We start from the raw sequence: 16,975 nt of genomic DNA on the forward strand, positions 1-16,975 counted from the left end.
TTCAGTAGTCTCCTAATGTTTCTTCCAATTGTCCCAGGGCATTTTCAAGCTGTTCGTCATTCGGTGCCACGCCGTGCCATTTGTGCGTGCCGACCATAAAGTCCACCCCGTAGCCCATTTCTGTGTGGAGCAGGATCATCACGGGCTTGCCCTGTCCGGTCAGGGACTTCGCCTTGGCCAAGCCTTCCAGTACGGAAGCCATGTCGTTTCCTTTTTCGATATTGACGATCTGCCAGCCAAAAGCTTCCCACTTGGCTCCGAGGTCTATCAGGTCCATGACCTTTTCGGTAGGGCCGTCGATCTGCTGTCTGTTCAGGTCAATGGCAGCGATCAGGTTGTCCACCTTGTGGTGGGCCGCATACATGGCAGCTTCCCATACCTGTCCTTCCTGCTGCTCACCGTCACCCATCATCACATAGACAAGCTTGTCATCCTGGTTGAGTTTTTTGGTCTGTGCCGCACCGATTCCCACAGAAAGTCCCTGTCCAAGAGAACCCGAGGCAATCCTGATTCCGGGAAGTCCTTCTTCTGTAGCCGGATGGCCCTGAAGCCTGGAATTGATTTTACGGAAGGTGCCCAGTTCGGGAACACCGAAGTAACCTGATCTGGCCAACACACTGTACCAGAGTGCAGACACGTGTCCGTTGGAAAGGAAGAAAAGGTCTTCTCCTTTTCCGTCCATTTTGAAGTCGGAGTCATGCTCCATTTCATTGAAAAAGAGTGCGACAACATATTCGCACATGCCAAGGGCAGCTCCCGGGTGGCCTGACTGCACGGCATGCACCATGCGAAGACAGTCCCTTCGGACCTGGGAACAGATTCCTTCGAGATGATCGATTGAGTGTTTTTCCATTGTATTGGAATTAATAGGTTCTATTGTTTCGGTTTGAGATAAATTACAAACCTTTAAATTAAGTGTTATTATTACATTTAAAAAGCTTTTGGATTAAAAGTGTACCTGAAATCATAAATATCATATTATTGTCAAAACTTACTTTCCATTTACAACCGTTTTACATACCAATTTGGAAAAAATTATTGCTATCAATAATGAAAAAGTAAATTCACTTTTAAAAGAAAAATCATTGAACCTATGAGAACTACATATTTATCATATCTCCTTATTTTCATAATTGCATGTAATCCATCTGAGACAAAAGAAAAAAAAGAGGTATTTTCAGGAAATCCTGTTTTTGACGGCTGGTATGCAGATCCAGAAGCGATCATTTATGTTTATCCGAGACGGAAAATACTACTTCATGTGGTCTGAGGGTGGATGGACAGGACCTGATTACAGGGTTGCCTATGCCATTTCAGACAGTCCTTTTGGGCCTTTTGAAAGAGAAGGAGTGATATTAGAGCAGGATGACAATATAGGGCGTGGTGCTGGACATCATTCTGTATTGAAAATCCCTGAGACGGATGACTTCTACATTGTCTATCATAGAAGGCCTTTGGAAGAAAGCGACCGAAATCATCGGGTCACCTGTATAGATAAAATGGAATTTGATGAAAACGGGAAAATTCTTCCTGTAACAATGACTTTTGAAGGCGTACCTGCAAGACCTCTAAAATAAGACATCCTGAAAGTCAGTTTTATCCTACCTATATTGAAATTGCAAGCCTGACTTCCAGAAAATCCATTTCCAAAAAAATGGATTTTTTTTGTTTCAAATTTTTATTTGAAATTCCAAATATCTATTTTCACAAAATGAGACAATAGAAATTTTATGAACAAAAACCTAATTTACCTAATCGCGCTATTTGTGTCTTTCACATTCACAACACAGGCACAAGAAGCCTTATTTGGCGCTCAGCAAATCACATCACCTGAAATAAAAGATGATCAGACGGTCATTTTCAGGGTTTTGGCTCCCAATGCAAAAGAAGTAGAAATTACAGGAGATTTTCTTCCAACCCAAAAAATCGACTCTCCTATGGGCCAAGTAGATGGGCCTGGAAAAGTAGCAATGAAAAAAGGAGAGAGTGGTATCTGGGAATTTACCTCAGAAAAACTAAGTCCTGAACTGTACAATTACTCTTTTATCATTGACGGATTTAAGACAACAGATCCTAACAATCCTTTTTTGATCAGAGATGTCGCCTCTGTAACCAATATTTTCATCATTGGGGGTGCACATGCCGATTTGTATAAAGTAAATGATGTACCTCATGGTACCGTAGCCAGAAGGTGGTATGACTCTCCTGGACTGGGAATCAAAAGAAGGCTGACTGTCTACACTCCTCCCGGCTATGAGAATTCACAGGATAAATTACCTGTCTTGTACCTCCTTCATGGTGCTGGTGGAGATGAAGAGGCATGGATTTCTCTAGGTAGAACAGCTCAGATAATGGATAATCTTATAGCAAAAGGAAAGGCTAAACCCATGATAGTAGTGATGCCAAATGGAAATGTAGCTCAGGACGCAGCACCAGGAGAAGGGCATAAGGGATTCTACAAGCCACAATTTATGCAACCAAGAACCATGGATGGTGACTATGAAGCCAATTTCAAAGATATCATCAACTTCGTCGAAAATAACTATAGGGTCAAAGCCGAGAAATCTGGTAGGGCAATAGCAGGTCTTTCCATGGGGGGATTCCATACCATTCACATTTCCCGCTACCATCCAAACACTTTTGACTACATAGGCCCATTCTCTGCTGCTATCATGCCCAGAGAAGATGCTTCTGGCAAAGATGTGTACAAAAACATGGATGAGGGACTCAAAACCCAAAAAGAAAATGGATATAAGCTTTATTGGATCGCTATTGGAAAAACGGACTTCCTCTACGATGCCAACACTGAATACAGAAAAAAACTGGATGACTTAGGAATGCCTTATGAGTATGTGGAAAGCGAAGGAGGACACACCTGGAGAAACTGGAGGGTTTATTTGAGCGAATTTGCACCTCAATTATTCCAATAAACACAAATGCAATCTTAGAAACTATAAAAAAATTTAGCTCTTATTTACAAGGTAAATTTCAAACAAACCACAGCCTATCAAACCTAAGTTAAAAAGCCCGGTTAGTCCGGGCTATTTTTATGCCTTTTTTGAAATTCGGCTCAATAATTTAACACTTTTCCCAGACTTTGACTCTAAGACACCCACACCAACAATGTCTCAAATTACCCTTCCTTTTGCTCATCTAATTCAACTAAAGCCAGTATTTCCCAACCATTAAACTCTCCATCAAAATCGATCTTAGCTTTGGCAAGCTCTATCTTGTGCTTGAACGCCCAACAGGTTTCTCTCCTTAATTCAATAACCTCAGAAAGTTCATTAAGGGTAAGGTGTACATCCTTTCTGTTAGATAGGTATAACATGTAAAAAGCCTTTTCAATTGGAAATTTAATTTTGTGAAAAAGGGTATTGCTGGTTGCTGATTCATTGTAGTTACAGTTACGACACCTTCTTCCATAGCTAGTAGAAATACTGGCTTTGTTATAACCACATTTTCTGCAATGGTAACCATCTGCCCATTTCAATTCTGACAGGAATTTACAGCAAGCATCTTTATCCGGAAAAATCTGTTTGAACTCATTAAAATCAAAGCCCTTCATCAGAACCATGGACTGAATGGTTTTTTCCAAACCTTCTTTAAGTTCTTTGTTGGTAAGGCTGAGGCTTATATTTTCATCTACTACTTCTTGGTTCAGCTTCTGGAGTTGCGAGTTGGCCAACAACAGTTGCTCATTCTTCTTTGAAAGCTCTTCGGCCAATGCATTGATCTCTTCAGTCCTCTTTTTGACTTTCTTTTTAAGCTTGGAATTGAGTTTACTTTGTAGCTTGTTTTTTTCTAAAAGTACTTGGTTCAATTCTTTATCGGCCAACATGCTCTTCTTTCTCAATTGGCCCAGCTGATTGAAAATGGAAATTGAAAACAACACCACCTCCGCAAAAATGACAGGGTTAGCAAAGTACCAGTTGATGACGGGGTTTTCGAATAGGGTAACATTTGCTTCACTGGCATAAGATTGTAATAAAGCTATCAACATGCAAAGCATGGCAAAAGCATGTGGCCAAGACATTTGCCTACTCGTGATCAATACCCTAATCATCAATAGAATAGGAACCAAAAGTATAAGACTGAAAGTCAGCAACATCAGCAAATCCTCAATTTTGTATCCATACTCCTGATTGAGGGTGAGCATGATGATCAGGACAATTGCGCCCCAAGTAGCTTGGTTTACCAAACGGGAATACTTCAATTTCTGTACAAAATGATTGGCAAATAGCAGAGTTGAAAATACCAGCAACAGTTGAGTAAAAAGTCTTTTGGTCAAAACATTGAGTTCAGGAAAATTTGGCCATATGTACTGAAAACCCAATCCATCTCTAGCTAAAGAATACCAAATACAAGTCAAGAGAAAGAAAGCAAAATATGCATAAATGGCTTGTTTTTGATTAGCAAGAAGGTATAAGGTAAAAAACAATACGATCAATAAAACACCATAATAAATTCCCAATAGGAAATACTCATTGGTTGTATGTCCTATAAATGTCTGATGGGATCTTAGGTGAAAGCTGAATCCCATGAAGTAGCTGCGCTCTATTTTCACAAAAAAGGTTTGTGTCTCTCCGGGTCTTATGTTGAGGATTTGATTGAAGTTTTTGTGCTGAATTTCCCTTTTTGGAAAAGGCAATTTATAACCGGCTTCATCTGCGCTAAATCCTCCCTCAGCTTCAGGCATAAAAAAGGTGATTTTCCCGATATCAAAACCCCAGGATTCGAAAAACCAGGCTTCATGGCTTCTATTTCTTTGATTCTCTACTGTCACCCTGATCCAAAGTACTCCTTCTTCACCTGAATCTACCAAATAAGGATTGGTTGGTTTTTGAAACCGTGATTGGAAACCTTGCGCACTGACATCTTGAATTTTAAGAATGCCTTGAGGGTCCAAAAAATAATCTACCTTTTCTGTTATTTCATAATGCGTTTTGTCCGAAAGTTTTATGACTGAAACACTCAATGGGTCCAGAATCCCTTTAGTTTGGGCTGAGGAAGAAATGTTTGTTTGGAACAAAGCCCAAGTCAGAAAACTAAGTATATATAAAACTCTCACAAATGTGGTAGATTATCGTTTGAAATGCACCTTCAAGGTTGTTTTCGGCATCAATGGAAGATAATAAATTTGGTCTACACATTACCCCATATGAAGTAATATTACTGGATTTGTATAAAAACCATTCATTTTTAACGCCTAATATTAGTTATTTAACTTGTTCAAATACAAATACTTATGTTTAAGCGCAATGAAATAAATTAGCTAAATAAATTCTGTAACCATTTCTACCTTGCTAAAACATTTTTCTGATTCAATTATCCATTTTGAAGCTTTTAAACCACTTCTTTTTTTATTTCACTAAGCGAAATTTTAGGGTGAATTGGGCTTTTGACAACGAATTCATAAGTGTAAATTTAACATTTTATTATTAAGTTTATTCATATAAAACAAGCCAAAATTCATATTTGACTTCCATATTAATGCTTTTAAAAAAGTTTAGGAAGGAAAGCATTTAGGTTTGAATCAATTTCAATAAAACCCAAAAACTGATGACCTGCACTTTTTTTAGTGTCAAAAGATCAAATAGAACACCTTTCTACATTTGCAAAGGGAGACCTACTTTTCCCTCCCTCCAATTACAATTTATTCTTGGTTTTGATCAGTTTTTTCTAACATTGAAATTTCCCCTTGTAAACCAATTTAATTCTCAAACAAATAAACCCTATGTTGAAAACAATTTACTCAAAACAAAAAAGCAAGTGGAGTAAAAGCAGAAGTCTGCTGTGCCTCCTTGCACTTTGGTTGACGCTTCTCCCACAGGAAACTTGGGCACAGGCCGCCAACCAGCCCATTGGAGTTTCAGGAACCATCACTGCTTCCGACACAGGAGAGACTTTACCTGGAGTCAACATCCTAATAAAAGGTACCACTACGGGAACTGCCACAGATATGGACGGTAGGTTTACTTTAAGAGTACCTTCACCAGATGCCATATTGGTTATTTCTTTTATCGGTTACGGTCAAGTAGAAAGAAGAGTGGGAAATACAACCACATTCAATGTTGTTTTGGATCCTGATCAAGATTCTCTCTCTGAAGTAATCGTAGTAGGATATGGTACCCAGGAAAGAGCTACGGTGACAAGTGCCATTTCTTCTATCTCTTCCGAAACAATCAGAGAATTGCCTGTACCTAACCTTGCTTCGGCTATTCAGGGACGTGCTCCAGGTGTGAACGTTACCAATGCAGGAGCTCCAGGAACAAATCCTGTAGTTAGGATTAGGGGTATCGGTACAGTTGGTAACAATGATCCTCTTTATGTTATCGACGGAGTACCTGCAGGTGGCCTTAATCAGATCAACACTGCCGACATTGAATCCATTGAGGTATTAAAAGATGCTTCGGCTGCTGCAATCTATGGATCAAGAGCAGCAAACGGGGTAATTTTGGTAACGACAAAAAAAGGTCAAATAGGACGACCTGTGGTTACTGTTGACTCTTATGTAGGTACTCAAAGTGCTTGGAGACAACTCGATCTTCTGAACACTTCCCAATACCTTGACTTCGGAAGAGACCTTCTAACAAATGGAGGTGAGCCTGTACCACAGCGATTTGACAATCTTGGTGATTTGGCAAATGTCAACACTGACTGGCAAGGTGAAATGTTCAGACCAGCTACCATTCAAGATCATAATGTAGGTATTTCCGGAGGTAACGAGTCTGTTATATATAATGTATCTGTTGGATATTTTGGACAGGAAGGTATCATGAGAGGGACTGACTTCGAGAGATTTTCATTTCGAAGCAATACAGAATTCAAAATAAACAAAAGAGTAAGAGTAGGCCAGACTTTGACAATAGCCTATTCCAGCAGAAATGTGGAGCCATTCACCGGTGGCAGAACACAACTGGAGCACATGGTGAAATCCGTACCTTATATACCTGTAAGAGATGAAAGTAGACTAGGAGGATTCCGCTCTCCAGATAGAGTTGATGGGTCAGATCCTGAAAACCCTGTTCTGAATGCTGAATTGAGAACCAACAGACAGCAGGAATATAAAATCCTCGGAACTGCTTACTTGGACGTGGACATCATTGATGGACTGAAGTATAAGTTTTTGGTAGGAACTGACCTTGCGCTTGGTACCAACAATGAGTACACTCCAAGATTCAGGTCTGGGGATTTCCATGAGCAACCATTTGCGGTAATCGGACAAAACAGGTTCAGCTTCTTTTCCCCTTTGATTTCAAATCAATTGAACTACAGGAAAAAGATTGACAAGCATACCTTTGACATTTTGGGTGTAGTAGAGCAGCAGACTTTCCTCAGTACCTCTTTGGGAGGAACAGGTCAAAACTTCCTTACCAATGAAATCCGCGAGCTACAAGGTGTGCAGAACATGACGTCTACAAGTGAAAGAATTGACTATGCCTTGATTTCCTACCTGGCCAGAGTCAACTATGATTATGATCAAAAATACTTGTTCAGTGCATCTATCAGGAGAGATGGTGGTTCTAGATTCGGGCCAGGTACAAAATGGGGTACTTTCCCTTCCATTTCAGCAGGATGGAGAGTAAGTGAAGAAGGATTCATGCAGGGTTTGACTCAGGTCAGTGACCTGAAATTGAGAGCCAGTTATGGTGAAACAGGAAATGATCAGATTGGTAACTATGTGTATCAGGCCACGATCAACAGTAACTTCTTTTATCCATTTGGTGGATCTACAGCTCCAGGAAGTACAATTTCAGCCTTAGCGAATGTGGACCTTAGATGGGAAACTACCATCATGAGAAATATAGGATTTGATTTGGGTCTATTCAATGATGCATTTAACCTATCATTTGAGTGGTTTGACAATACTACAGAAGGAATGATCCTAGGAGTACCGATTCCACCGTCTTTGGGTTATGATGGAGCACCTGTAGCCAACGTGGGAACTGTGTCTAACAGAGGTATTGAGCTTGCTTTAGGTTATAGAAAATATACCGGTGACTTCCAGTTTGCAGTAGATGGAAATATTGGATTTGTAAGAAATGAGTTGGTTTCACTAGGTACCGGTAATACCATATTCGGCCCTGACTTCCAAGGTGATCCATTGACTTTCACTGAAGAAGGAAGACCTATTGGCTACTTCTATGGCTGGCAGGTAGATGGAATCTTCCAAAGTAATGAAGAAGCTCAATCTGCACCAAGACAAAACCTTCCAGATGCCGGCGAATCATATAACCCTAGCATCCATACAGCAGCAGGTGACCTTCGATTTGCTGACTTGAATGGTGACGGTGAAATCAATGCCAATGACAGGACATTCCTAGGCCATTACATGCCAGACTTTACTTATGGAGCGAATTTTTCTGCTAACTATAAGAATTTTGACTTCTCTATGTTCTGGCAAGGAGTTCATGGAAATGAAATCTTCAACCTACTTAGATTCCATACAGAAGGTATGACCAGGCTTTTCAATGCCAGTACAGTAGTAATGGATAGATGGACTCCCGAAAATACCGATACTAATGTGCCCAGAGCGGTCAATGGTGATCCAAACAGAAACGCCAGAGCCAGCTCAAGATGGATAGAGGATGGTTCTTATCTAAGATTGAAAAACCTCAGCATAGGATATAGCATTCCTCCGGCTTTGCTAGAACAAATCAGCAATGGATCAATTTCAAGAGTAAGGGTATACCTTTCAGGACAAAATCTGTTGACGTTTACCAATTATTCAGGCTTTGATCCAGAAATAGCAGCCCGTACAGGTATCAACACCACATTAGGTCAAGGTATTGATTTTGGACAATTCCCAGCAGCAAGAACAATCATGGGCGGAGTACAGCTTTCATTTTAACCCAAAAATTAAAAGAACATAAAAATGAAAATCAGATTATTTATTACAGCATGTTTGCTTTTGATTGGGGTTGTTTCCTGTGATGAGGAGAAACTAAACCCGGTCAACCCAAACCAGTTATCGGTAGAAACATTCTTTGTTTCGGGACCCCAGCTTGAGGCTGGTATCAACGCAGCATATTCAGCCCTTCAGGGACTTGACTTATATATCAGGGAGTATTTCTTTCTTCATGACATGCTTTCAGACGATACTGAGTCAGGCGGGGGGCAGTTGGAAGCACATAGAAATCAGATACTTCAAGGTGCCATTGACCCGTCTAACCCATTGATCATTTCTAATTGGAGAGGTTGGTACAGGGTCATTCACCGTGCCAACATCGTTCTGGACAATGCAGAAAATGCCACAGAGGAAATCACAGAGGATTTAAGAAACCGGATTATCGGTGAAGCCTACTTCCTTCGTGGATGGGGATACTATGAACTGGGATCCCTTTGGGGAGGAGTTCCATTGATGACTACTATGGCTACTTCCACTGAAAGTGCAACTCCAAGGTCTACAGAAGAAGAAACTTTTCAGCAGGCGATCAGCGATTTGACTATGGCTGCCGAAATGTTGCCTCCAAAGAGTGCCTACGGAAGCTCCGACTTAGGTAGGGCTACCAATGCAGCGGCACAGGCCATGTTGGCTAAAGTACATCTTTTCAGAGGAGATTTTGCAGCAGCAAGACCGCTTTTGCAAGCTATCATCGGTTCAGGTGAGTATGACCTTACAGCTAGGTATTTGGATAATTTTGAAGAGGAAAATGAGCATAACATCGAATCCATCCATGAAGTGATCATGACAAGGGACTTTGGTGATGCCAATGTCTGGGACGGTGACGGATCCGGTATATCATTCTCCACTTTCCGTGGACAGGAATATAGCCCAACAGCATGGAGAAACCTTGTTCCTAGTATGTCTTTGGTAAATGCTTTTGAAAAAGAAGAAAATGGAGCGGAAAAAGACGATCCAAGATTTTCCTATAACTTCTACCAAGTTGGAGATACTTACAACAATGGCAATAGCGTATTGACTCCTGATGGGGTTCAAGGTGACAACACCAGACCAAGTTGGAGAAAATACACCATGATATATAAGCAAAGTGCTGAAAACATGGCTTCAGGTATCAATTTCAGAGTAATCAGATATGCAGATGTATTATTGATGATGGCTGAAGTAGAAAATGAACTGGGCAATACTGCCGGTGCTTTGGAATATCTCAATGCTACGAGGCAAAGAGCTGATGTCAACATGCCCCTCTACCCTACTGCCCAGTACCCTACAGGTACCCAAGAGCAGATGAGAAGAGCTATTCAGCATGAAAGACAAGTAGAGTTTCCCGGTGAGCAGATCAGAAACAGGGATATCAGAAGATGGAGAAGGCTTAACCTATTGGATGGTGAGCCTGTTCCTAACTTCAGGTCTCATCATGACTTGCTTCCTTTGCCTTTTGCAGAAATCGATAACAATCCTTCCCTGGGTAACGAAGATCAAAACCCAGGTTATTAAACCTATTACAACTCATACCTATTAAACCTAAGGTTCAGTGAATTATAAGGACGCTACATGGCCTTTGCATTCACTGAACCTTTCTTTTACAACTAGATCCTCATACTATTCCTGAATTTTTTTAATTTAAGAACTCAATAAAATTGATATTTGGATAAAAGCCCTGTCCAATTCAACATTATGAAGAACAGCTCTCAATTACTTCGACCGAAAATTTTCCATTTAGGAAATGGTTTCTTTTATACTCCCTATCTAACCTTGATCTTGGCTTTTTCATTCTTTGTTGCTTGTTCCAATAAAGAAAACCCGGATCAACTCTTTCAACTGCTTTCGCCCAATCAGACAGGATTGAACTTTAAAAATGAAATTCAAATAGATGAAGATTTCAATATCCTTGATTTTGATTACATATACAATGGTGGCGGAGTGGCTGTTGGTGACTTCAACAACGATGGCTTACCAGATATTTTTTTTGCAGGCAATCAGGTTTCTTCCAAGCTTTATCTGAATGATGGCAACATGAAATTCAGAGATATCAGTAAGGCCTCTAATATCAGCACCAAAAGCTGGGCTGAAGGTGCCACTTTGATTGATATCAACAATGATGGCTTATTGGACATTTATGTCAGTGTGTCCAATAGAGATGAAAGCAACCCAGACCCGAATCTACTCTTTGTCAACCAAGGGATCAATGAAGACGGCATACCGGTTTTTGAAGAAATGGCAGCAGCGTATGGGATTGATGACAGAGGATACAATACCCAAGCCGCTTTTTTTGATTATGACAAAGACGGTTTTCTAGACCTATACATACTTTCCAATGCTTTGGAAGCATTCCAAAGAAATACTTCAAGGCCAAGAGAGATGACCGGAAGAGGTAAAAGCAATGACAAACTGTATAAAAACAATGGTGATGGCACATTTACAGAAGTTACCAAAGAAGCTGGGATATTGATAGAGGGTTATGGATTGGGTTTGGCTATCAGTGACATCAATCAAGACGGTTATCCTGACATTTATGTGGCCAATGATTTTATTACCAATGATATCCTTTACATCAATAATGGGGATGGAACTTTTACAAATAAAATTGATGAAATGCTCAAACATCAGAGCTTTAATGCCATGGGTGTGGACATTGCAGATTACAACAATGATGGCTTGGTCGATATTATGGTTTTGGACATGCTTCCTCCTGACAACTACAGGCAAAAAACCATGTTTGCTCCTACTGAAAATTATGACCTTTACATGAGTAACCTTTCCAAAGGTTATGAACCTCAATACGTCAAAAATACCCTACAACTTAACAGAGGAAATGGCAAGTTCAGTGAAATTGCTCACCTCGCTGGTGTGGCCCAGACAGACTGGAGTTGGGCTCCCCTATTTTTCGATATGGACAATGATGGTCAAAAAGACCTATTTATTAGCAATGGATATGGAAAGGATATTACCGATCTGGATCACATCAATTTTACCCAAAGTTTTGGACCATTTACCAGTCCAGAGGAAAGAAGGGCCATGCTATTGGATGCGCTTTCAAATCTAGATGAAGTGAGCCTGCCAAACTATGTTTTCAGAAACAAAGGAAACTTACTTTTTGAGGATAAAAGCAAGGAATGGGGCATGCTCCATGCTTCTATATCTAATGGGGCAGCATTTGCTGATTTTGACAATGACGGAGATCTGGATCTGGTCATTAATAACTTCAATGATGAAGCTTACCTCTACCATAATAAAACCAGAGAAAAACAGCCAGGTGAGGCTGCCTATTTAAAAATCCGTTTGGAAGGTCAGGAAAATAATAGGATGGGATTAGGAACTTTTCTCGAATTAAGTTATGAAAGCAAGGGTAAAGAAATCAGGCAGTTTTATGAACATTATCCCACCAGAGGCTACAAGTCATTTGTAGAACCAATGGCGTTTTTTGGCCTTGGAAAAGATCCGGTCAACACCAAACTAAAGGTGACATGGCCAGACGGAAAAGTCCAACAATTGGACAAGCTTCCCCAAGATACTGTTTTGACAATTGCTTATTCCGAGTCCTATGAAAATCCTCGTGAAGAAAATGAAAAGATGGAACCGGAATTTTTAGAGGTTAGTGAAGAAATAGGCTTGATCCACAGCCATCAACATAGGACCTTCAATGATTTTAACAGGCAGGTACTTCTTCCTCACAAACATTCAGAAAACGGTCCTGGCATGGCTGTAGGAGATGTCACCGGCAACGGTTTAGATGACCTTTTTGTAGGAGGTTCTGCAGGTTTTCCTAGGGTCTTGTTTCTGCAAAATGCAGGCGGTAACTTTCAGAAAAAGGAATTATTTGAGGAAGAACAAGCGGATGACATGGGCTGTCTGCTTATAGACCTGGATGGTGATGGCGATTTAGACCTGTATGTAGTAAGCGGAGGCAGCAGATACGTCTTAGGACATGAAGCCTATCAGGATAGGGTATATTGGAATGATGGAAAGGGTAACTTCAAAAAAGCTGAAGGTGTCCTTCCGGAAATGAGAAACAGCGGATCTGTTGTTACTGCTGCTGATATTGATGGAGATGGGCAGATGGAGTTGTTCGTTGGAGGAAGAATCAGTCCAGGGAGATATCCGGAAACACCTGAATCCTATCTGCTTAAATTCAATGGAGAAAAGTTTGAAGATATCAGTGGAGATTTTTTGCCAGACCAAGGTAAGTTAGGTATGGTGACTTCTGCCTTATGGACGGATTTTGATAATGACGGGCTTGTGGACCTGATCGTCTTGGGAGAATGGATGCCTGTCACTTTCTTAAAACAAATGAGGTCAAATAATAAAATCAAATTTTCAAAAGTCAATAAGGAACTTGGACCTAAGTTTTCAAACGGTTGGTGGAACAGCATAGTGCAAGTGGGGCAACAAGAATATATTCTTGGCAATCTTGGAAGAAACAACAGGTGGAATGTAAATAAAAACACCCCAATGAAAATGTTTGCGGCCGATTTTGATGGAAATGGAAGCATTGATCCCATCATTTTCTCCCATCAGTTGGACGGGCACTACCCCATCGCCAGCAGAAATATGCTGGTGGCACAGGTCCCGAGATGGAAAAACAGGTTTTTGAAATTTTCCGGCTATGCCAATACCCAGTTAGATGATTTTTTTAATACAGATCTTCCTGAAGATACCACACAGGACACTGCTTATATTCATGACAATGTCTATATGTATCTGGGTACGGAAGGGAAATTCGAGTTAGAGCCACTTCCAGTAGTAGCACAATTTGCTCCTATTTATGGAGTCCATTTTGACAATTTCACAGGCAAGGCAATGGGCATAGGAAACTTTTATGGAAATGAAACTGTGACAGGTCGCTATGATGCTTCGTATGGTACTCTTTTGGAGAAAAATGGTAAAGGAAGTTGGACCACCAATCATTTGGCCGGTTCTGGCTTCCTAGTGGAAGGTGAAGGCAGAAGCCTAGTGGAGTTGCAGAGAGCTGAGGGAGCAGCATTATTCGTGGCTGCTCAACATAGAGGGAAACTAAAATCATTCCTACGATCAAAACCTCTTGAAACCTTAGGATATGTTGTTTTGGAACAAGATGATTTTATTATTTGCTTTGGCCAAGGGCAAGAACAACCTACCTGTTTTGAAATGCCATATGGGAGTGGATATTTATCACAGTCTACAAGAAAAGTACAAATCCCTTCAAACTGCACTTCAGTTACTATCAAAAAGTATTCTGGAGAAGAAAGGCAAATAGCATTTGAATGATAATAAAGCTATTCTCCTCTTGACTTCGAGAGTCGTAAGTCCCATTTCATAATAGGTATATGACAATTAAGCAGATACTCATAAAAGAAAATAAAAGACTCCTTCCAGTCAACTTTTGTTTCCTTTTGCAGTTCATTCTTTACTTCCTGATTGTTAAAATTGTCATTCCAAATTTATAATGATTACGGTCATTTAATTGCTTTACTTTTTATGAAGTTTGAATCTAGGTGTTCCAGTGTCAAAGTCAGGAGGGTTTTAGTCCCCCAACTCTTCTACCCTTTCCATAATAACATACTGCATTCCAGACTTCTCAAAAGTCTGGTCAGTGGGTTTGAAACCGAAATTTTCATAAAACTCTACCCTTTTCATACGGGCATTGCACCAAACCTTTTTGATATTCAATTGCTGCAAAAAGCCGATCATATACACCAGTAGCTTGCTGCCATAGCCTTTTCTGCGGAATTCTGGCAATGTTCCGAATTTTCTAAATTGGGCACTATCCTTATTTGGAAAAACGGACACGACTGAAATAAGCTTTCTTTCTACAAAAAGTCCTAAATGATGGGCATTTTGGTCATCTGGAACCCGGACAAAATCCAATGGTCGATCTGGCCACATGGCCTGTTGTCTTATTGGTAAGGCTTCTTCTAAGGATATTTCTTTGATTATCATGGGAATGCTGTTGGCAGGAATTATGATCGTATCTATGAAAGCAATCTAAGAACCCGTTCTATTGCGCAATTGAATTTGATACACTATCATATTTATCAACAGGTTCTTAACCGAAAAAGATTCAATAAATTAAAAAATTGACTTTAAAAAAGTCCTGATATTGAAAAAAAGGGTGAAGAAATCTCCACCCTTTTTTAGCTTTTATTAATATCCAGGATTCTGATATGCTGTTCTGTCACCTGTCATTGCATCGATTTGACTTTGAGGAATTGGTCTTAGGTAATGAAAGGGTTGTATGCTCCTAGTGATCGTTTGAGGTGTACGATCGCTATAACTCATCCCTCCTATTTGATAAGTTCCAGCCAGTTCTTCCCACTTTTGAGTTCTGATCAGGTCATACCACCTATAACCTTCTCCAAAGTATTCTCTGGATCTCTCAGCGAGAATGTAATCAATATCAATTACAGCTGGAGTAGCGGCTATCATTTCAGCGCTATTATCTTCTATTTTCTCTTGATTTCCATTGTTATCCCATCGCCATACACCAGCTCTTGCTCTGATCACATTGATCAGCTCACGAGCACTCATAGGACCAGTAGCACCCTTTACAGCAGCTTCTGCGGCAATGAAATAAAGTTCCGATAGCTTGGCAATGTTGTATGGTCTGGTACTACCTGCATTAGGTTCACCAAGTCCTGTTCCACTATCTGTCCTGTAAGGACCAAGCTTCCAAAGTCCAGGGTGAACGATCCTGCTTATACCATTTGGAGAAATCACAAAATCAGATCTTCCTGGAAGAATTCCTGCACCAATATTCCCACCTAGACTAGAAGGTGAAGGATAATCAATCTCCTCATCAGGTTCATCATCCAGAAATGTCAAAATAGCATCACCAGCTTGTACTTCCATCAAATTTGCATTATACATTGGTCCGCTGATCACAGGAGTCCTATCAGTGTTAGCCCTATACACCGTGGTAAATGTACCATCATATCTGGAGTCATTGGTTTTGTCTGCAAAGGTATTAGTAAAAACACCGATTGGTGGTGCCATCCTTGTCCAAGGTCTACCTGTAGCTTGTATCGCTTCCCTTCTGACAGATTCGATATTCCCAACCCATTCGTTTGCTGAAGAACTACTTCTAAGCACGGTGTAGTTCCAAGTCATCATCCACCCTGCAAAGTTTTCAGGAGCATTTCCATTACCCCATACAAGGCTAGCTCCATTATAAAACTCACTATCTTCTGTATGATCAGCATACAGCAATAATTCGCTATTTCTATCGTTTTGAGCTAAATTCACATCATAAAATGTCTCTTGAAGATAAAATGGCCCCGGGTCATTTATGGCTTCCAAGGCAATATTATAGGCTTCTTGGTAGTACCATTGAGCTGTATTCCCATCAGGATCCTCTCTTGGCGTCTCTGGATAAGTCGGAATATTGTTTGGATTCTCCAGCCACCATGCATAAGTCAAATAAGCTTTAGCCAAATACAACCTTGCTAAGGTTTTAGTCGCTGTACCTGTCAGCCGTGGGTTCACGGGCAAATCCTCAATAGCCTGCAACATATCAGGAAATATACCTCTTGTATAGACTTCAGGAACTGTATTTCTGACAGAGGTTCTTGAAGGTTCGATATTGAAAGCCAATTCACCAGAACCCAAATCTAAAGGAACACCACCAAAGGTCTGCACCAATAAGAAGTAATCAAAAGCCCTAAAGAACCTTGCTTCTGCTACAAGAGCATCAGAAACCCCAGCTTCTGGTGCAAACTCTATTACGCCATTTGCAGTATTGATATTCGAGAATGCCGCTCCCCATAAGGCATCCGCCCTACTATTGTTAGCATCAATATCTCCTTGTCCACTCAAGTCCATTACAAGAAAATTTTGATCAGCACTTTGTGCATAGGTAGCTTCATCAGTGCCTGTCAAAGTAGTATTATAATAATATGCTTGTCCATAGATATACCTCAAATGTGCATACATTGATGTAATCCCACCCAGAATTCCTTCTTGTGTTTGAAAAAATCCTGGTTCAAAAATACTTCTTGGCTGCTCTTCTAAGATCTCTGTACATGAAACCAGAAGCAAACCAGTCAATAGAAATACTTTTGTTGATTTTAAGTAAAATTGTATCTTTTTCATGGC

General features: G+C 40.4%; 9 protein-coding genes. 5 read left to right on the forward strand and 4 right to left on the reverse strand.

The features are described 5' to 3' along the window. Window position 1 precedes the first annotated feature (1 nt). Window positions 2-853 carry a transketolase gene (locus EGN73_RS11335; RefSeq protein ID WP_219286905.1) on the reverse strand — a complete coding sequence of 284 codons (852 nt, stop codon included), beginning with the start codon at window positions 851-853 and terminating at the stop codon, window positions 2-4. Between the two features lie 340 nt (window positions 854-1,193). Between EGN73_RS11335 and EGN73_RS11340 the strand changes: the two genes are divergently transcribed. After that, entirely contained in the window at window positions 1,194-1,577 is a 384-nt protein-coding gene (locus EGN73_RS11340; RefSeq protein WP_281422268.1) for a family 43 glycosylhydrolase, read from the forward strand. A gap of 153 nt (window positions 1,578-1,730) precedes the next feature. Beyond that, entirely contained in the window at window positions 1,731-2,930 is a 1,200-nt protein-coding gene (locus EGN73_RS11345) for an esterase (RefSeq protein ID WP_219289668.1), read from the forward strand. A gap of 203 nt (window positions 2,931-3,133) precedes the next feature. On the opposite strand, the gene EGN73_RS11350 is transcribed toward EGN73_RS11345, so the two are convergent. Next, window positions 3,134-5,071: a 7TM-DISM domain-containing protein gene (locus EGN73_RS11350; protein WP_219289670.1), complete on the reverse strand. Its 1,938-nt coding sequence runs from the start codon at window positions 5,069-5,071 to the stop codon at window positions 3,134-3,136. 666 nt (window positions 5,072-5,737) lie between these two features. Between EGN73_RS11350 and EGN73_RS11355 the strand changes: the two genes are divergently transcribed. From EGN73_RS11355 to EGN73_RS11365, 3 genes are all read left to right on the forward strand, one after another. After that, on the forward strand, window positions 5,738-8,854 hold the full coding sequence (locus EGN73_RS11355) for a SusC/RagA family TonB-linked outer membrane protein (protein WP_219289672.1): 3,117 nt from the start codon (window positions 5,738-5,740) through the stop codon (window positions 8,852-8,854). Between the two features lie 24 nt (window positions 8,855-8,878). After that, on the forward strand, window positions 8,879-10,402 hold the full coding sequence (locus tag EGN73_RS11360; RefSeq protein WP_219289674.1) for a RagB/SusD family nutrient uptake outer membrane protein: 1,524 nt from the start codon (window positions 8,879-8,881) through the stop codon (window positions 10,400-10,402). A 180-nt stretch (window positions 10,403-10,582) separates the two neighbouring features. Next, on the forward strand, window positions 10,583-14,152 hold the full coding sequence (locus tag EGN73_RS11365; RefSeq protein WP_219289676.1) for a VCBS repeat-containing protein: 3,570 nt from the start codon (window positions 10,583-10,585) through the stop codon (window positions 14,150-14,152). A 255-nt stretch (window positions 14,153-14,407) separates the two neighbouring features. Here EGN73_RS11365 and EGN73_RS11370 read toward each other — a convergent pair whose 3' ends face one another. Both EGN73_RS11370 and EGN73_RS11375 read right to left on the reverse strand, forming a co-directional pair. Next, the gene (locus EGN73_RS11370) at window positions 14,408-14,824 is read right to left on the reverse strand and encodes a GNAT family N-acetyltransferase (RefSeq protein WP_219289678.1); all 417 of its coding nucleotides are present in this window, start codon (window positions 14,822-14,824) and stop codon (window positions 14,408-14,410) included. 204 nt (window positions 14,825-15,028) lie between these two features. Further along, window positions 15,029-16,972, reverse strand: a complete 1,944-nt coding sequence (locus EGN73_RS11375; protein ID WP_219289680.1) for a RagB/SusD family nutrient uptake outer membrane protein — start codon at window positions 16,970-16,972, stop codon at window positions 15,029-15,031. Between the last annotated feature and the right edge of the window lie 3 nt (window positions 16,973-16,975).

The organism is Arthrospiribacter ruber (genome assembly GCF_019343195.1).
Classification (GTDB): Bacteria; Bacteroidota; Bacteroidia; order Cytophagales; family Cyclobacteriaceae; genus Arthrospiribacter; species Arthrospiribacter ruber.